The sequence below is a fragment of the Sphingobacterium sp. JUb56 genome, from assembly GCF_014191365.1.
In the GTDB taxonomy this organism is placed as follows: Bacteria; Bacteroidota; Bacteroidia; order Sphingobacteriales; family Sphingobacteriaceae; genus Sphingobacterium; species Sphingobacterium anhuiense.
Map to the genome: position 1 here is coordinate 4,353,797 of NZ_JACHWL010000001.1, position 18,910 is coordinate 4,372,706.

The window sequence follows — 18,910 nt, forward strand, 5'->3', positions numbered from 1 at the left end:
ATATTTATATATTCAATCTCAATAAATAGATAATAAAGTGCCGATATCCTCCAAAATAAGAATTTTACTTATACTGCTGACGCTAAGCTTTATCGTTACTGCTATTACTTTACAAAAGTCTATTACTAGTAAAGATATCTTAAATTTTGAAACCGCCAATCTAGAATCTAAAATTCATGAAAAAGAAGAAGTAATTGATGAATTATTTGCGGATCCAATTATTTTAAAAACATTCAAAAATGCAGAAAAATATCCTGAGCAGTCATATCATATACTTGAAAAGTATAATAAAGATGAGGGAATCGCACTTTTTATTTTTAAAAACCATGAACTTCTACTCTGGAGTACAAACCTATTTGTACCCCTAACTGATGCTGGACTCAAAAATCCCGTCAACTATATCGCGACTAATGATCGCTCATTTGTTGTTAAAAAGAAGGAGATCGGAAATACGACAGTATTAGCCTATGTAATGGTTAAAAAGTATTTCAACATTAATAACGAATATTTCACTAAAGCATTTTCGCCTTTAATAACAAAGAGTACAAACATCGAAATTGCTGATTATGATGATAATGTAAACATTAAAAATATTTATAGCAAAGACAAAACTTACTTATTTTCTATTAAACTAAAATCTGGTCAGGTACAAAATATTTTTAGTATCCTACAAACACTCTGCTGGATACTCGCTGCAACATGTTTTATCACTTTAATACATAATCTCGCGAAACTACTCGTAAATAAGGAAAAAATAATACTTGGAATTTTACTCTATCTTACAGCATTAATTGTTTTACGTTATCTAGACCTTAATTCTAATTGGTTGAATATCCATGCTAATTTGGGCATATTCAATCCTAAAAATTATGCCTATAACTACCTTTTTCCAAATATCTGGGGACTACTTATTACAGTCTTTTTCATATTTCTTTTCATATTATTTCTATATAATATCAAAGACTCATTTTCAATTGAGAAGTATCTGAAAAAGAAAGGCTCGAAAATAATCTTTGCAGTTCTTTCCATCCTAAGTGTCTATTTCTTCTTTACTATTCTTTACAGAACTTTAGGCACACTCATTACACACTCCACTACAACTGTGGTAGACTTCACAAAACTTGTTGAGCTAAATATATTTACATGGATCGACCTTTTTATTATGTGCGTAAGTCTCGTCACATTAATATTATATATCGATCTGGTTATTTCTAATATAAAAAAATTACAGATATCAGATACGGTATTAATTAATATACACTTGAGTTGTCTCATCTTATTTATTTTAATCGGGACTTCATTAAGTGAAAATAATGGGCTCGTTAATATCCTACTTGCACTTATAATATTAATAAGATCATTCAATTCGTTTCTAAAAAAGAAGTTCAGACTAGCTACACATATCATCGTTATCATTCTTTTATCTACAATCTTTTCCATTTACCATGGACATTTCTTCAAAATGAAAAAACTGGAGAACATGAAGCTTTTTATCAGCAATTTAGAAGCAGAAGATGACATTAATGCTATTTCATTATATACTGAAATTGAAAAAGATATTTTAAATGACGAGCAACTCAAACATTTATTTAAAATAAGTTTACCAAACACCAGTACACAAACCATAAGTGAATACATTGAAAAAAAATATCTTAGTGGGTATCTTTCTAGATATGAATTTTTGGGATTTTACTACAATAACAATAAGGAACTTGCTCCTTACAAAAACAATAAAGTAGATGAGTACAGAGAAAAAGTTATTAAAAACTCGTTAAAGATTAGTAATAATTTCTACAGATTAAACAGCGAACTGGGAACTCATGAGTATTTTTCTATTATCAATATTCAAATTGATAAACAAAACACTGTCTCTCTATACCTTAATCTAAAGAATAGATCATTTAATTACAGCCTGCCTTATCCGGACATACTAGTTGATTCCAGATTAAATAAAATGGAGGCACAGTCATTTAATAATAGTTCCATCGCATTGTTTAAAGATGGGAATTTAGTGACCCAATATGGAAAATATAACTACCCAAGTCATGACAATGGTTATCCGAAGAAATTGGGAGAATATATCAATTTGGATAGTAGGGATGATTATTTTCATATCATGTACAGGCCTAATAATTATACTACTTTTTTAGTTAGTTATCCAAAAGAGACACCATGGGAATATTTAGCTACCGCATCATTTTTATTTCTGGTTATTTTTATCTTTTTTTCTATCTCTTCCAGTGTTAGATATGGCTTTAAAATTTTAAAGAATAAATCATTCAAAATCAGAAGCATAAAGTACCATTTCCTTTTTTTAGTAAATAGTATACAATACAGTTCCAGAATACAAACATTGTTTATATCTTCCATCGTGCTGGCAATTTTGATCTCTGGAATTATATCTTTCGTAAGTATAAGTATGCAACTTTCGTATAATAATACTTTGGAAAGAGAAAAGACTGTAACAGATATTAGTAAAAGACTTGAAAGTATAGTTAGTACAGCGTCTACTGCTGAAGAAAAAGAAGAAAGATTGATCTATTATCTGAAATTATTATCAGAATCGCTTTCAAAAGATTTTTCACTCTATTCAAAATCGGGTCGTCTATTATTCAGTTCACAACCCAAGATTTATGATTTAAATATTTTATCAACGTTTATTAACCCGAGTGCATTTAGAAAACTCTCCCTTCTTAAAAAATCAGAGACTATTGAAGAGGAGGTTGTTGGTGATTTTAAATACGAATCCAGTTATGCAACTATTAGAGATGAAAACTATGCTACTATAGCGTATCTGGGTATACCGAATTTTAATGCACAGAAAGATGATAACTTAAATAAAAATCTACTTTTAAACACATTAATTAATATCTATTCTCTAATAATCATTGGATTTGGTTTTTACGCGGCTTTTGTTGCCAATAAAATCACAGAACCATTAAATTTGATCAGTAAAAAAATAGCCCAAACAAATCTTGGACAACAAAATGAACCTTTATTTTGGCAACGCAATGATGAGATTGGGGGGCTTATTAAAGAATACAATTTAATGATATTAAAACTTGAGGATTATGCAAATAAAATAAAGGATAATGAAAGGGAGTCTACTTGGCGAGAAATGGCACAGCAAGTTGCTCATGAGATCAAAAATCCACTGACACCAATGAAACTTGGGATCCAACAATTGACAAAATCTTATCATGATAACGATGCAAAATTTGAGGAGCGTTTTAAACGTATCACCGCATCTTTTATTGAACAAATCAATAGTTTAACCCATATAGCTAAAGAATTCTCAGCCTTTGCAAAATTGCCAGATACTAAATATGAAAAGGTCAATTTGGTGGAAAAAATTAATAAATCAATTGCAGTATATAGTCAAAATCCGCATGCTCAGATTCAATTAATGAATCAAACAAATCAGGCTCCTATATTTGTAGAAGCTGACCGGGATCAATTATTAAGAACGTTTAATAACTTACTGAAAAATGCTATTGAAGCAGGTTTTGGAAAAAGGAAAATAAAAATTGATATCAGCATTTCAAATGGAGAACATGATACATACATTATTAAAATAAAGGATAACGGACTAGGTATTCCACAAGAAATGCGGGCAAAAATCTTTGAAATAAACTTTACGACTAAAAGCTCCGGAACGGGACTTGGGTTAGTTTTTGTTAAGAAAACAATTGAAGCCATGGGTGGAACTGTAAAATTCGATTCTATAGAGGATCAGGGAACGACATTTCAAATTACTGTACCGAAATACAGAGGTTCATAGCAAAATATTCGTCATGATAGGGCGGAATTTAGATGACCAATATACGAAATGCGTGGAAAAAAATAAGGAGTTCAAATTGAACTCCTTATTTTTTTACCGTATGACTCGTAATAAATAACGTATAAGTACTATTTCAATACAACCGTTGATCTTCCCATGATAGCATTGTCGGCATACAAAAGAACAGTATAAGCTCCCTTAGTGAACTTTTTATCGTCTTTCCAATATAATGAATATTCTTCACCATGATTGGTAAAGTCTATTGTGCTTTTAAAAGTATATTGGAGTTTTTCACTATGTGCATAAAAAGTATTGTCATCCTGATTGATAATAAGATTACCTTGCGGATCAATAATACGTACAAAAATATCTTTTTTCCCCACTTTTGCAAGGGTATTATCTGCGATATTAAAATTTATACTTAATTTATCAACTCTCTTTGCCCTTTCCTCTACTTCGACTTTATCGTTTCTTTTTTCCTGTAGTCCATAAACCGCAATATTAGAAACTTTAATAGCTGCAGCGACATTTACCTTTGATGCTAAATTTGTATTTGAGCTTTCCAAATTACTAATCTTAGTGGAGGAAGCTGAGACTTCTTTTTGTAATAAGCTATTCTTCTCGGCTAGAATTTTATTTTCCTGAATAAGTCTATTAACATCCAAACTAAAATATGCAACTTCACTTTTCAACGAAGTAATTGTCGACTGTGCATGATCAATATCACTCTGTGACAATTGTTTCTGCGCTAATTTAGTTCTTAAGTCTATGATTTTTTTTCTTGCATTTTGTTCTTTCTCGATTAAAGGAGGAGATAATTGAATATTTTCAATTTTCATTTTATCGAGCTCTGCTTCAATACGATCGATCTCCACTTCAAGGTTCTCTTTTTCAACCGTTAGTGCATAGACCTTCTCTCCTGAAGACTTAAATTTAACATAAAAATAAACATTTGTGACAACAAGCGCCGCGATTGCTATGATAAAAAAATAAACTTTTGATGTATTTTTCTTAATCTCTTCCTGCTTATTACCTTTTACTAATTCAGTTTCCATTACCCTTGAATTCCATTTATATTTGACTTATTAAGTCATAGTAGATACATGTGTACAACAAATATTATTCCAAATTTAAATTTTAACAATATTAAAAAAATAATATCTTAAGTCTTAAGGACTGCTTTTGAACATTTCAAGGTTAAAGCGTCTCAAAGCTTAATTAGGACTGTTTTTTCACAATCATTAAATTACTCATAATCACTTCCTTAATAAGGTTATCAAAATGAATCTCTGTTTCGAAATGACCAATATATTGCTGTACTAAATGTTTTTCTATTGTTCGATTCACATCAATTGAAACAGAGGATCGATCTTCAATTTTAACGACAGTTTGTCCAAATTTTATATATTCTTTGTCTATCTTCAACAGGTCCAATCGTTCCTCATCAATATCAATAATTACACCCTTCTCTAATTCTCCTCTTCCACAGAATTCTATTTCTACCCCCAATTCGGCAAAGCTCATTCTTATCAAATCACGTATGGTAATATCTTTGGCTATATATTCCTCCCCAAAATTAAATTGAGATTTTTCCATCCAATATAAATGAGCAGATAAGTCCTTGATATATATTCTATTTTCTAGACCAAGAGCGATAAGAACCACCTCCCTTATAATTTTTTGTACAATATTTTTTTCGATCAAAGTACTGTTTCTAAAATTAGAAAATTTGTTAAATAAAAAATTTTAAACAAGTAAAGCTATAGTTTCCTATAGCTTTATCTATCTTCAAAAAGGATATCTTAATTTACTCTTGAAAAAGTGAATACTAAATATGCTTCGCCATTTGTAATGGTTACCGGCATACGCATAACTAATTTACTAGCGTCTGAGTATGATAAATCTAAACGGTAGCCTGTAATAACATTTTTAGCTTTATCGCCCGCATAAATCTTTTTAAACTGAAACTGAGGTTGTCCGTTATTCTTTCCTGGATTGAATATAGACCATATAATATCTCTGGAAGCACCAGGGGCACATAATTTACCGTCTGCTGAAAATGAGATGTTTCCTTTACCATTACCAGGCAATGTCCAAGTACTTCCGATAAAGCATTCAGCAGGCGCTTCTTCAAATACACTTTTAATGGTATAAGATGCGGGTAAATTCTCGCGATCAATAGTGTTTAAAACCCAAGTTCCTTTTACAGCTCCTTTCCAGTCAGAGGCACTAGGCCCTGTAGACATCGCAGTAGATGAAGAACTAGATGCTGTTCCTTTTGGTTGCATACTACAAGCCGAAAAAAGAAACAAACTCAACATGAGAGTTGTGATAGATAAAAGAACTCGATTCATATTCATTAATTTTATAGTTACTTATTGTATTTTTGCTGTAAATATAACAACAAATCATGATTGAGACATCCAAAAATCATACCATTAGTAAGATTGTAGCAAAATCACTATTGCGTCTTTTCGTTTTACTTTTAGCACTAGCTTCTGTTCCTATACTATCGAATAAGGGAACCCAGTCTAATTTAGATGCTAAACACGTTGCATTTCCAAATGAAATGGCAGTAGTTGCTCCTGCATTGCTCTTTATCATTTTTGTAGTTTTACTGATTGTCATGTTAAAAAACAAATATTTAAGAGTCGATATTAATTGGCAATTCTCATTATGCACGATTTTCCTATTGATCTACTTAATTCTATTATACTCCCGTATATATCCCCTAATAGCATAATCCAAATAAATACAATATCATTAATCAAATTAATATCTTTGAGAATTAATGAATAAAGTCAAAACATAGACTTAAATATCTAATGAATAAAAAACTAATTTGGAAAATTGTTAAGAATATACTGAAAGTAGTTGTTACTGTTGCTGCTCTTTATTGGGTATTTAGTAAGGTTTCTATCCAAGATCTAAAAGATGCTCTATTAAAATCAAATCCGCTGTTCCTTTTATTCGCATTTTTAGCATATGCCATCTCAATACTAATATCATCATCTCGCTTACTTACCTTCTTAACTGCAATCGGACTTCATGTTTCTGAGAGATATAATTTTAAACTTTATCAGCTTGGCTTGTTTTATAATCTTTTCTTGCCTGGAGGTGTTGGAGGTGATGGATATAAAATATATTTTCTTCGAAAAAAGTATAGTATTAAAGGTCGAAAGTTACTTGGAGCATTATTCTTTGACCGATTAAGTGGTCTGTGGGCATTATGTTTAATAATTGCGGCATTAATCATTTTTATGCCTCAACTTGGAATTCCTAATTACTTAACAATTTTAGGATTTATCTTGGGTACAACGCTTTATTATTTTTTGGTAGGCAAATTTTTCAATGATTTTAAGGCAAATTTCATCAAAACACATCTAAAAGCAATAGGTGTACAGTCAATGCAAGTAATTGCTGCTATTATGATATTATACGCCCTAGGCTTTGATGGAAAATTTTCTCCTTATCTCTTTCTCTTTCTCGCTTCTTCATTAGTGGCAATAATTCCATTTTCAGTTGGAGGATTGGGTATGCGAGAGCTAGTTTATATGTGGGGAGCTAATTTTTTTCACCTTGATTCACATTTAGCTGTCTTGATTAGTCTACTATTTTATATTATATCGGCATTCATGGCCTTTACTGGTTCGTACTACATATTTCATCCCTCTGCTTTAGGGACCGAAAAATTACCATCTGTTAAAGAAATAGAAGAATCTCAGACGGAAGATTAAATAAATAAACATGGCAAATATTATAATAACAGGAGCAAGCAGTGGAATTGGGTTTGAAGCTGTATTGGATCTCACGGCAAAAAAAGAAAATAATGTTATCGCACTTGCTCGATCTGCAGATAAACTAAAGCGCCTTCACGAAATTGCTAAGGATTTGAATTTCGACGGGGGTAATTTATATCCAGCTCAGTTTGATATTGTTTATGATGATTATCAAACCTTATTACCATTTATCAAATCAAAATTTGAACAGGTAGATATCCTGATCAATAATGCAGGGGTGCTTATCAATAAACCTTTTATGGATAGTTCATTGGAAGAAATTGCATCGATGTTTCAAACCAATGTATTGGCACATGCTAATATGATTCAACATATCGTCCCTTTAATGCCCGAAGGATCTCATATTCTCAATATAGGAAGTATGGGCGGTTTTCAAGGCTCTTCCAAGTTTAGTGGCTTAGCGGCTTATTCTTCTAGTAAAGCAGCGTTGGCAGTATTAACAGAGTGCTTGGCTGAAGAATTTAAGGGTAAAGGTATCCGCGTAAATTGTCTTGCTCTTGGATCTGCACAAACTGAAATGTTTGAAGCAGCTTTTCCAGGAATAGAAGCTGGTAAACTCGCTTTTGAGATGGGAAGATATATTGCGGAATTTGCCCAAAATGGACATCAATATTATAATGGTAAAATTCTACCTGTAGCATTAACAACTCCTTAATAAAAAAGTCTCAAAAGTAGCGTGCCCCCAGAAAGTGTTTAACTTTTCGGGGGCATTGCACAAAGATGCTTTTTTATAAACCAATATGTTCATTTTTATTGGATTTCGGTCCATCTTTACTGATTGCCTTTGGGTTATCTTTCAAGTAATGCCAAGTAATCTTATCTTCAAATTGTTGACCTTTACTTGATGCTTTTACCTGGATAATATTATCCCCTTCTTTCAATTTAACATTTTGAAAAATATAATGGACATCAGTTTCTCCGATAACAAAGTTCTTTTCCTCAACACCATTGACCAACAAAGTAGGTGTACCTAAATTAGAATAAACTGTCACCGGAGTAATCTCGTTTACTCTCTCAATAACACGTCTTTGTGTCAGATATAATACAGGTTCTTTACTCCAGTTAGCTTTATACCAATAAAAAGGATCTTTCTTGAGTTTTCTATCAAACGTAACCAATCCTTTGTAATTCCTTGGTTCAACATTGAGTGCTGTAATCGGAGTAGCAAAGTCAAATGTATTCCAAAGATAAGAGGCCAAAAAGATCGGATGTCTTTTAATCGTTCCCCAATGTATTTCATGGAACTTTGTGGAAAATTCTTCGGGAAAAAATGCTGGATTCGCCCATTGATTACCTACATCTCCAACAACCTCTTGTTGATGACTAGGATTAGCCTCGGCTCCATACTCTGAAAAAATAATTTTATAATCTTTAAAATCTTTTGAGATTTGATCTGCCCACTTATCAACATCACGAATAACGCCATTATACCATCCGAAATAATGATTGATTCCCTGTATATCTGCATTATTATTTACAGCATGGTTAATGACATTATAGCCGCTCACTTGCACCGTATAGCGATATGGATCTTCGGTCTTAGCTAAATCATTTAATTTTGTCGTTAACTCGATTGTGTACGCATTAGGCGTATAAACCTCATTATGGAGACCCCATGTATAAATAGATGGATGATTATAGTTTTGTCTTATAAGTTCTGTCAATTGCTGTTTTGCATTTGCTTCCTCTAAGGTCGTTACACGATTAACAAATGGGATTTCTGCCCAAACAATAAATCCAATACTATCGCATTTTTCATAGAAGTATGCAGATTGCTGATAGTGAGCTAATCGAATAGTAGTTGCTCCAATTTCCTTGATGATAGCCAAATCTTCATCATGATCAGCATTTGATAAAGCAGAACCCTTTCCCCATCGATCCTGATGTCTTGTTACTCCATACATTGGATACTTAATATCATTCAAAAAGAAGCCCTCTCCCGTTCTTAATTCAAATTTTCGTAAACCTAGAGGCTGAATCACTTCATCTAGCACTGTATTTCCATCAACAAGCTGTGTAACTACTTTATAAAGATATGGGTCCTCCAGACCTTGCCATAAATGTGGATTTGTTAAATTAAAGTCTTGCATTACTTCTTGTCTACCCTGCGGAAGTAAACGATATTTTTTTATATTCTTGGCTTTCACAGCGCCGTTTTGTTCAAAAATCGTTGACACCACCTGTAAATCTCTTGCGTCATGATTTTTATTTTCAAGTTTCACTTTTAAATTTATTGATGCACTTTTTTTATTAATGTCCTTTTGACTTATATATACTCCTGAAGAAGCATAATCGGATACTGCAATATTAATCTTATCCGTCACAATAAGTTCAACCGGACGATAAATACCACCATACATAGGGAATAGCGTATGATTGACTGGTATTACTTGTGGAGTTGCTTCATTGTTAACTTTTACAAGAATCTCATTTTCAACTCCAAATTTCAACATATTAGTCAATTCCAACACGAATGCTGAATAGCCCCCTTGATGTCTTCCCACAATCTGATAATTACCATTTATAGCTGACGCATCATAAACTACATTTCCCTTTTCCTTCTTCGCAGGCAACGGTGAATTATTAATGTAAACTTCTGTGTTTGTATTTACACCTTCAAATTTCACAAAAATGCGCTTACCATTCCAAGAAGATTCGGGAATAAAAGTTTTACGATAATAGGCATCTCCCACATAAAATTTTTCATTAGATGTAAATCGATCATTACGTACTTGCATATCTTTTGAGTTCCATGTATGGGGAACAGCTATAGATTGCCATGTTCCAGAAAAAACATTCCCATACTGTAAGAGATCTGTAGTAAAGGGGCCCTTTTTGAAAGCCCAATTTTGATTGAATGAAATAACTTCTCTAGAAAAGGAAACTGAGGTTAAAATTGTTAAGAAAAATAAGGTGACGATTGCCTTGAAATTCATAATAATAAAATAAAGGTTTTGTTCAATAGTATCCATCATAAACATGATGATGGAGTGTAAAACAAAGATATAAACCTAATTGTATTACAAAGAAGAATTGACTTTACTAGAAAACTACATAGAAGTTAATATTGGGCAAAAAATTGCTGTAGCATCACAGAAAACCAATTTACAACGTTATCGTACTTTTACTAAAATAGAGATGATGTCACTTAAATAATACTAACTACAGCTAACTATTATAAGCTTTTTATCCATTTAACTAAATCATTCAAGACTTCACTATTCATGGTTTCACTAATATGCTCATACTCTGAAACAGCCCCAGTTGTCGATTTTTGAAATAAGTGATTCAATCCTTCATATTTCTTTAGAACAGTTTTTCGATTATATGGTAGATTATTCTTTAAACTTTTTAGATTTTGGTCAGCAGGAACCTGAACATCTAAACTCCCAAATGCGGCATAAACCGGCACTGTAATTTTTTTAATAAAAGGAATGGGATCAATCCGCATGAAATATCTATAAGATGGCAACAAGAGTGTCTCTAATTCCAATTTACTCGATGAATTCAATTGTGCTGGATCTATTTTCATATTATCAAGAATCATTTCCATAGCCTCCATATGCGGCCTATTACTTTTAACAACCTCAAAATTCCTTTTATTAATCTCTTTGGCATGTGATAATGCTAGTTCTGACATGCCTGCTACTTTACCAATGCGATATAGCTGTGATACCATTAGAGAGTCGATAGGAATGGCTGGACCTGCTAAAGAAACAATAAAAGAAAGCGCCGGAAATTTTTGTCCAGCCAACAACTCTGCGATTAAACCACCCTCACTATGCCCGATAATACCAATTTTGCCGGGATCTACATTTGGTCTTTCCTTTAGAAAATCTATTGCTGCCATTGCGTCTTTACTAAAATTCTCAATTGAGGCATTTATAAAACTTCCTTTTGAAAGTCCGACCCCCCGATCGTCGTAGCGAAGAACAACAATATTATTTTTTGTTAAAAAATCTGATAATATTCGAAAAGGTTCATGTCCCATTAATGTTTCATTGCGATCCTGGGGACCGCTTCCTGTCACTAAAACTACTGCAGGGAATTTACCTTTTTGTCTAGGTGTGGTTAAGGTGCCACTTAATAGGACATCATCATATTTATTTCTAAAATTGACATCTACTGTATCGTATGAATAAGGAGGAAAAACACGTTGAGATCTTATTGTCTTGATATTATTAGGGGTTGCCTTTATTTTCATAAGATCTAACTTGGCTCGAAATGTCCCTTGTTGAAACTCCCCACCTATTAAATCATCCCGTTCCATTTTCCCGATATAACTAATTCCTCCTTCAATCAGTACTTCGATTCCGTTACCATTAACGTTTGCCTTCGCGGGAATGCCAAAGGCTCCCTGATCTGGACTATCCGCTGTTGCCTTCCATACACCATTTTCCTGAGATAAATGAATTATAAAAACCAAACTGGAATGTCCTACTTGCAAATTACCTTTCCAGTCCCCTACGAAAGTTTGGGAAAAAGCAGTTATTGTTATAAACAACAGGAGAAATGTACCAACTATTTTTTTAATCATTATATGTAATAAAAGAGAATAAAGAAGATAAAGCTTCCATTAACATTACAACAAGTACCAAAATCAAGCCATTATAATTTTTTTCTATTTATAACAGTAAGAAATCCTTTAAATAAGTAAATAGAAGAAAGAGATCAGCAAGCAAAGGCTGAGAATAACACCAAAAAAGGGATAATTCAATCTGCTTTATCAACATTTTGGTTACCCAGTGGATTTACTACATTCTGGAAATTAAATCTACTATCGGGTTTAGCCATTTAGTTGTATTTAATAAAGCCATAGCATAAATGACAGACCTTGCAACCAATACGGTTATTAGCATATCTATAAATCTCAGACTCGAATTCAATATTTTTCCAAGTAGAAATATAATGATTGAAAATAAAGATGTTGTTAAGATATTGTGATATAATAATTGTAAAAAGCTAGCCCCGTTGGATTTAAAACTCATCATCCCAGGAAAGGAATCTCCTAAAAACAAGCTACAAAAGTGCCGATTATAAATCAAATAAGACCAATAGATAAAAGTTTTGTCTCCGAAAGATTATCAAATGGATTTAAAAGTATTTTATTCATAGTCCTTATTTAAAATTTCTTGATTAACCTTAGAAATGATCGTATTGAGTTCGCATTTCTTTTGGGTACCTATCAATAGTCTAGACCCGCTTTTAAAGATCAATTCCAACCCATGTGATCCTTTGGTACTATAGGCTTTACCTTTTCTTCCAATGCGATACCCCCAACCTCCATAGTAGTATATAGGATTATAATCCTTTACAGAAACCTGTGCTACTTCTGACCAAGGAATAAATTTACTTTTCAATAGAAAGGGAAAGAAGTGAATCATAATTCCTTGAGAGTTTATTGTTGTTTTTAATTTAATGAACGAAAATATAATAATAATAACAGCAATAATCCAAAACCCAGGATTTACACTTAATTCTTTGAAATTACCATCTTTTATATCATTCCATTCATAATTTAAAGTCGATAATAATAAAAAGACGATCAAAATCACCATCCACCAACTCCAAAAAGACTGTTTCTCTTTAAAAACCATACTAATCATTATTTTTTAAACCCAATAACTTATCAATAAGATCATCTAACTTATTTCTTACGGTAGGATAACTCTTGCCTAATTGACTTGCCATCTCTTTCAGACTTCCTGAGTTTAATAAAAACTCAAGTACAAAATCCTGTTCCTCAAGAGTTAATTGCGTCCAAATTGGCAACATAAATTTACCGCTAACCTCAGTATTGCATGAAGAACAAGTTAATTTACTGACCTCTAATTTTGTATCACAGCTAGGGCATACGTTTGGAAATTTTTTCATCTCTTCTATAAATATAAATATTATTAATAATAATATAAACTTTATAAAAGTATTATTAAACATAATTTAAAATATGAGCGATCAATAATTATTCGTAAAGTATATTAATAATTATATTTGCTGTAAATAATTATTAGATTTAAACATGAAGAAGATTATTGGATTTATTCTGACACCCATTTTTTATTTCTTTTTTGCCTTGTGCCTTTTAGTTTTTCACCCTATACAATGGTTGAGCCTAAAGTTTGGCGGATATACAACACATAAAAAGAGTGTCGATATTCTTAATTTCTTTCTCACCTATTGCAATATTTTGCTGTTTAATACGATATCTTTTACTGATAATAAAAACATTCCAACCGGACAGCCCATTGTTTTCGTTGCAAATCATCAAAGTACATTTGATATACCGGCTATGATTTATTTTCTGCGAAGATTTCATGGAAAATTCATTTCAAAAATAGAACTAGCGAAGGGAATTCCAAGTATTTCCTTCAATTTGAAACATGGTGGGGCGGCAAATATTGACCGTAAGGACTCAAAACAGTCTATCGGTGAAATATTAAAACTTGCAAATAATATGAAGACCAAAAACTGGTCAGCTTTTATTTTCCCGGAAGGTACTCGCACTCGAGATGGTAAAATGAAGCCTTTTCATGTTGGCGGAATAGCTACATTATTAAAGAAAAATCCCGATGCACTAATTGTTCCTATCGCAATAAATGGTTCATATGAAATGACTAAAAATGGCTTATTTCCTCTTACACCCTTTGTCAAAATGAGCTGGGAAGTTTTAGATCCTATTGATAAAACTGATAAAACTTTGGAAGAAATAGTATTAGAAGCTGAACAGAAGATCCGTTTAAAAGTCAAAAATGGTTAGATTATTTAACCTGCCGACCTTTCCAATCATATTTACCAATATTACCAAGTATACCAATATACACGAGGTATATAATATGTAACGAGGAAAGAATTGGTAAATACCGCATTAACTCCTCTCTCTTTGAAAACTGAGTTAAGGGTTGTATAAATAGATATTCAACTATGATTTTAGCGATTAATACAACCAAAAAAGTAAAAAGATAGGAATAATGATAAAATAAACCTACGATAAGACAGGTAAGCATACAAAAGTTGAATAACCAAATTGTGATTCCGAGTAACACAATTGCTTTATTTTTATATTTTGTACTCTTAGAAGCCCAACGCTTCCGCTGACTTATAAATGACCTAATTGTAGGCTTAGCATCGGTGTAAACCACTGCATCCGTAGATTTACAGAATCCTATTTTATGTGGATATTTTGCAGCAACTTTATGCAAAAATAATTCATCATCACCAGATGCTAATTCATCGATACCGGCAAATCCACCCATTTCATAAAAAATATCCTTGCGATATGCCAAATTTGCTCCGTTGCAAGTTGTCGGATTTTTATTACCAATACCTGCTGCGCCTAAGCCTATTAAATATAAAAACTCAAGTGTTTGAAGTCTTTCAAAAAATGATTTCTCTTCTGAATACACTACAGGTGAAGATAAAAGATATAAGTCTTGAGTTTCAAAATAGCTAATGATTGTCATTAACCAATTTTCACCCATCCGACAATCAGCGTCAGTTGTAACAATGATCTCTCCTGTACATAAATCAATAGCCTTCGCTATAGCAAGCTTTTTATATGAATTCAATTTATTTCTCTCATTCAACTGAATTAATTGTACTCCTCTGTGCGCGTAGGACAATACAACATCACTTGTCCGATCAGTAGAATGGTCATCGATTACAATTAATTCAAACTGTTCAGGTGGAAATTTTTGATTAAGTACAGCATCAATAGTACGTGCTATACCATTCTCTTCATTACGTGCAGCTATAATAATAGAAATACGTTTGACCGGTAAACAGTTCGATATTACAGTTGGTATTTCAAACCAACCTTTCCGCATATACAGAACCAGAGCGATATACACAATCGCCAATATTATCGTAATAAAACTAAGACTTAGAATCACCAAAAAAATTTATTTTCAAAACAAAAATAGAACCTAAAACAGCTGGAAGTATCAAATTAACGAACCAAATACAAGAAACAATTGCCATCACGGCTAGTTCTTGGTTTGTGATATAACTATAAAGATTACCTGCAACAAAACTTCTTACACTAAAATCAAAAATATCCAATGTCGGTAATGCGGCCTGCACAAAGAAAAGAATAAATATCATCAAAATCATTGCCACGAATGGTAATTCTGGTAAAATGACTAACATTAAAATAATGTACTGAGAAGTAAAAATGGTAAATCTTGCCAACGATATCAATATGACAACAAGCAATTCCTTAAAAGTATACTCTTCCAAAATAGAAAAGAAAGGTTTGATACGTTCTAGAAATTTAATTCGACCAACCAATAAATCAATCCAATGCACATTAAAATAAAGTACTAAAAAACCTGTCGCATACAATATTGCTAATAACCAAATTCCAAACTCTATAGAAACTGGAGTATCCATATAAGTACATGCAAACCAAGCAATACTTAAAGCACCAGCTATACTGGTTAATACAAGTTGTGCAAATAACCCAACTCCCATTGCTATAGCACCTTTTGCTCGATTTTCAGGTTTCAAAAACAAAACACGACCTCCATATTCACCAATCCTATTTGGAGTAAAAATAGCCCATGTTAATCCACTAAATACCGATTGAAATGCACGTCCAAAAGATATTCTTTCAATTCTAATAGCCAAATATTGCCATTTTACAACTTCAAGCATCCAATTAACAAACATCAAGAACACGATTAAGCTAAATGTCAACCAGAAATAATGAGGATCTATACCTGCGATTAATGTTTCAAACTTCAGAAGATTTTTAGGATCGGATAATTGTTGATAAATATACCATCCAGCAAAAGCTAGTACCGCAATTTTTATCAATATCCCGCTATATTTTTTTTGAACCTTTGTTAGCATTTATCAATTTTGGACACAATGTTACTAAATATTAATCAAAGCTAAAGTTATTTTATGGCAATATTAGTATCCATTACATCTTCATTTTTGAATCGTTACGAAATAAAAAATGTAATATTGCACATGCAGAAGGAGAAAGCAAAAGAGAGAATTATTTTAGGTATTGACCCCGGAACAGCTGTTCTAGGTTACGGAATCATACGTGAACAAGGAAACAATATCAGTCTCATTACTATGGGAGTCGTGAAAATGGGGCATCTTGATGACCATGCTCTGAAACTCCAACGTATATTTAAAAAAACTACTGCTTTAATAGAGGAATATAAACCGGACAGTGTTGCATTAGAAGCTCCATTTTATGGAAAAAACATACAAGTAATGTTGAAATTAGGAAGAGCACAAGGTGTCGCTATGGCCGCCGCATTAAATTTTGATATTCCTATATTTGAATATGCTCCACGAAAAATAAAGCAATCAGTAACTGGAAATGGAAATGCAACCAAAGAGCAAGTAGCAGGCATGTTGAAGTCATTATTAAAATTTAATGAAAGCCCTGAATTTTTAGACGCAACAGATGGATTAGCTGTTGCTGTTTGTCATTCCTTTCAAAAAAATGCGACCTCCGAAACTGGCAAAAGTTACAGTGGTTGGAGTGCATTTGTAAAAGATAATGAAAAAAGAATCAAGTAATTATAGCTGTACTTGCCTAATAACATTTTTCACATTTAATTCAACAATATCAGTCATCGATTTACACTTCAAATACTGTTCACTTGAATGAGAAATTGCATAAGCTTCACGCAATTGTTTTATATTTTCCTCTGTCGATAACTGTTGGGTTTTTGATGCGTCCCTAAGGTCAGCGATCCGATGCCTTTCACTACGTACACGATGTACAATAGATGATCGCTCTTCTTGTTGATATTGAGAAACCGTTTTTTCTGTCAAATGTTCCATTGAAAGTTTCACATAAGGAAAGTTTTCTTTGAAAAATTGTGGCATGTACACTTTTGGATTGCCTTCATAAAATTGCTGGTCAAAATCAATAGCTCGAATTCTGAATTGAAAATCGTCAAAATCTGGAGTTATTTGTACGACGAAATTATAAGCGCGCATATCACCTAACAAAGTAATTATGCAACGTTCGTTAAATTTAACAAACTCCTTAGAAATACGTGTTAGATTATAATCTGGTGTATACATCCGTTGCTTGGCAAAAGTATCACCAGGGATTCCAACAATATGTTCCTCAACCAAAGTTTCATTATCGACCATATAATTTACCTGATTTGGCGATAAGATTTCCTCCAATTCTAAGCCATAAATACGAGATGCATCAGCTTGCTTAATATAAAAATAATCATAAACATCATTCAGTCGGTTTACAATACGAATTCGAAAAGGCCTTGTATTACCAAACGCACAATACTCAACACGATCAATATACTTATGTTGCACAATACGGGTATTACCCGATGCCTTTAATTTAGCATATATTACTTTCAAACCTTCATATAAATGATCAATCAGATATGGTGGATATAATGGCGTTTCCCAAAAAGTGTCGTTACCGTATTTATCCAATACAGGTATAGTTTCAGTAAAAGATAAAAGATCCTTATACGTAATAGGAAGCTTTGCATCACGTTGATATAGTCTCAAGTATTTATGTAATCCCTCTCCTACTGCAAAAATGGGTTTCTTCCTTGAAATTTTAACATCTTCTATTTCCATAAATATCTTTTTAAAATCAAATGCCAATAGCAATAAAAATCTATACAAAATTTGTTATTTAAATATCACATTAACAATATGTATATAAAATTTTTACTAAATTTACATAGATAAACCAACAAATCTTAGTATTTTTGAAAAATTTAAAAATTTAATCCGATACGACTATTTGGTAATAAATTATCGGTTTGGGTTAACTTAATTAATAACAGCACTTTTAATGGAAAACAACTATTCTAATTACGATTTAGACAATCTTGATATTCAGATATTATCAATTTTGATGAATGATGCGTCTATTCCTTATACAGAAATAGCAAAAAAGTTAATTGTATCTGGTGGCACTATACATGTACGCATGAAAAAAATGGAAGAACTAGGTATTATTAAAGGATCCAACTTAATTATTAATCCTCAGAAAGTTGGTTTCGATATCACTGCCTTCTTAGGGATTTACCTTGAAAAAGGATCTCAATACTCTGATGCTGTTGCTCAATTAAAAGAAATTAAAGAAGTCGTTGAATTACATTACTGCACGGGACAATATAGTATTTTTGCAAAAATAATCTGTCGCGATACAGTACACCTGCGTAAAGTATTAAATGAAGATATACAATCTGTACAAGGAATTCAGCGTACTGAGACTATTATATCTCTTGAAGAGAGTATAAAAAGACAGATTAGTTTAGTCTAGTCTAAATTATTAATCGTATAAACAAAAAAGCACAAAATATATTTTGTGCTT

Annotated in this window: 17 protein-coding genes; 7 read left to right on the forward strand and 10 right to left on the reverse strand. The window is 32.2% G+C overall.

Annotated features, from left to right (window positions below; translation table 11 throughout):
- Nucleotides 1–37 precede the first annotated feature (37 nt).
- Nucleotides 38–3,781: a HAMP domain-containing sensor histidine kinase gene (locus FHR29_RS18500; RefSeq protein WP_311732301.1), complete on the forward strand. Its 3,744-nt coding sequence runs from the start codon at nt 38–40 to the stop codon at nt 3,779–3,781.
- 128 nt (nt 3,782–3,909) lie between these two features.
- On the opposite strand, the gene FHR29_RS18505 is transcribed toward FHR29_RS18500, so the two are convergent.
- From FHR29_RS18505 to FHR29_RS18515, 3 genes are all read right to left on the reverse strand, one after another.
- Nucleotides 3,910–4,836: a hypothetical protein gene (locus FHR29_RS18505; protein ID WP_183916256.1), complete on the reverse strand. Its 927-nt coding sequence runs from the start codon at nt 4,834–4,836 to the stop codon at nt 3,910–3,912.
- A gap of 163 nt (nt 4,837–4,999) precedes the next feature.
- Entirely contained in the window at nt 5,000–5,485 is a 486-nt protein-coding gene (locus tag FHR29_RS18510) for a hypothetical protein (RefSeq protein ID WP_168127882.1), read from the reverse strand.
- Between the two features lie 98 nt (nt 5,486–5,583).
- A complete protein-coding gene (locus FHR29_RS18515) occupies nt 5,584–6,135 on the reverse strand; it encodes a lipocalin family protein (RefSeq protein WP_132771524.1) in 552 nt (183 codons plus the stop codon).
- 56 nt (nt 6,136–6,191) lie between these two features.
- Here FHR29_RS18515 and FHR29_RS18520 point away from each other — a divergent pair, with 56 nt between their 5' ends.
- From FHR29_RS18520 to FHR29_RS18530, 3 genes are all read left to right on the forward strand, one after another.
- Nucleotides 6,192–6,524, forward strand: coding sequence for a hypothetical protein (locus tag FHR29_RS18520; protein ID WP_084825409.1), 333 nt, complete (start codon nt 6,192–6,194; stop codon nt 6,522–6,524).
- Nucleotides 6,525–6,606: 82 nt separating this feature from the next.
- Nucleotides 6,607–7,518, forward strand: coding sequence for a lysylphosphatidylglycerol synthase transmembrane domain-containing protein (locus FHR29_RS18525; RefSeq protein WP_183916258.1), 912 nt, complete (start codon nt 6,607–6,609; stop codon nt 7,516–7,518).
- Nucleotides 7,519–7,528: 10 nt separating this feature from the next.
- On the forward strand, nt 7,529–8,236 hold the full coding sequence (locus tag FHR29_RS18530) for an SDR family oxidoreductase (RefSeq protein ID WP_021191904.1): 708 nt from the start codon (nt 7,529–7,531) through the stop codon (nt 8,234–8,236).
- A gap of 73 nt (nt 8,237–8,309) precedes the next feature.
- Here FHR29_RS18530 and FHR29_RS18535 read toward each other — a convergent pair whose 3' ends face one another.
- The 4 genes from FHR29_RS18535 to FHR29_RS18550 all read right to left on the reverse strand — a co-directional run bounded on the left by FHR29_RS18535 (nt 8,310) and on the right by FHR29_RS18550 (nt 13,518).
- On the reverse strand, nt 8,310–10,517 hold the full coding sequence (locus FHR29_RS18535) for a glycoside hydrolase family 2 protein (RefSeq protein WP_183916260.1): 2,208 nt from the start codon (nt 10,515–10,517) through the stop codon (nt 8,310–8,312).
- Nucleotides 10,518–10,756: 239 nt separating this feature from the next.
- Nucleotides 10,757–12,118: a S9 family peptidase gene (locus FHR29_RS18540; RefSeq protein ID WP_183916262.1), complete on the reverse strand. Its 1,362-nt coding sequence runs from the start codon at nt 12,116–12,118 to the stop codon at nt 10,757–10,759.
- Between the two features lie 568 nt (nt 12,119–12,686).
- The gene (locus tag FHR29_RS18545; RefSeq protein ID WP_183916264.1) at nt 12,687–13,178 is read right to left on the reverse strand and encodes a hypothetical protein; all 492 of its coding nucleotides are present in this window, start codon (nt 13,176–13,178) and stop codon (nt 12,687–12,689) included.
- A gap of 1 nt (nt 13,179) precedes the next feature.
- The gene (locus FHR29_RS18550) at nt 13,180–13,518 is read right to left on the reverse strand and encodes a DUF2089 domain-containing protein (protein WP_260292213.1); all 339 of its coding nucleotides are present in this window, start codon (nt 13,516–13,518) and stop codon (nt 13,180–13,182) included.
- A gap of 82 nt (nt 13,519–13,600) precedes the next feature.
- Here FHR29_RS18550 and FHR29_RS18555 point away from each other — a divergent pair, with 82 nt between their 5' ends.
- Complete coding sequence (locus FHR29_RS18555) at nt 13,601–14,338, forward strand: lysophospholipid acyltransferase family protein (RefSeq protein ID WP_183916266.1); 738 nt, start codon at nt 13,601–13,603, stop codon at nt 14,336–14,338.
- 1 nt (nt 14,339) lies between these two features.
- Here FHR29_RS18555 and FHR29_RS18560 read toward each other — a convergent pair whose 3' ends face one another.
- Both FHR29_RS18560 and FHR29_RS18565 read right to left on the reverse strand, forming a co-directional pair.
- The gene (locus FHR29_RS18560) at nt 14,340–15,428 is read right to left on the reverse strand and encodes a glycosyltransferase (protein WP_311732302.1); all 1,089 of its coding nucleotides are present in this window, start codon (nt 15,426–15,428) and stop codon (nt 14,340–14,342) included.
- Nucleotides 15,429–15,453: 25 nt separating this feature from the next.
- A complete protein-coding gene (locus FHR29_RS18565) occupies nt 15,454–16,431 on the reverse strand; it encodes a lysylphosphatidylglycerol synthase domain-containing protein (protein ID WP_183916267.1) in 978 nt (325 codons plus the stop codon).
- 123 nt (nt 16,432–16,554) lie between these two features.
- On the opposite strand from FHR29_RS18565, the gene ruvC reads away from it, so the two are divergent.
- Entirely contained in the window at nt 16,555–17,121 is a 567-nt protein-coding gene (ruvC, locus tag FHR29_RS18570; RefSeq protein ID WP_132771796.1) for a crossover junction endodeoxyribonuclease RuvC, read from the forward strand.
- Here the strand turns inward: ruvC and FHR29_RS18575 are convergent, their stop codons facing one another.
- Nucleotides 17,122–18,165 carry a hypothetical protein gene (locus FHR29_RS18575; RefSeq protein WP_132771531.1) on the reverse strand — a complete coding sequence of 348 codons (1,044 nt, stop codon included), beginning with the start codon at nt 18,163–18,165 and terminating at the stop codon, nt 17,122–17,124.
- A gap of 220 nt (nt 18,166–18,385) precedes the next feature.
- On the opposite strand from FHR29_RS18575, the gene FHR29_RS18580 reads away from it, so the two are divergent.
- Nucleotides 18,386–18,859 carry an Lrp/AsnC ligand binding domain-containing protein gene (locus FHR29_RS18580; protein WP_021189698.1) on the forward strand — a complete coding sequence of 158 codons (474 nt, stop codon included), beginning with the start codon at nt 18,386–18,388 and terminating at the stop codon, nt 18,857–18,859.
- Nucleotides 18,860–18,910 lie beyond the last annotated feature (51 nt).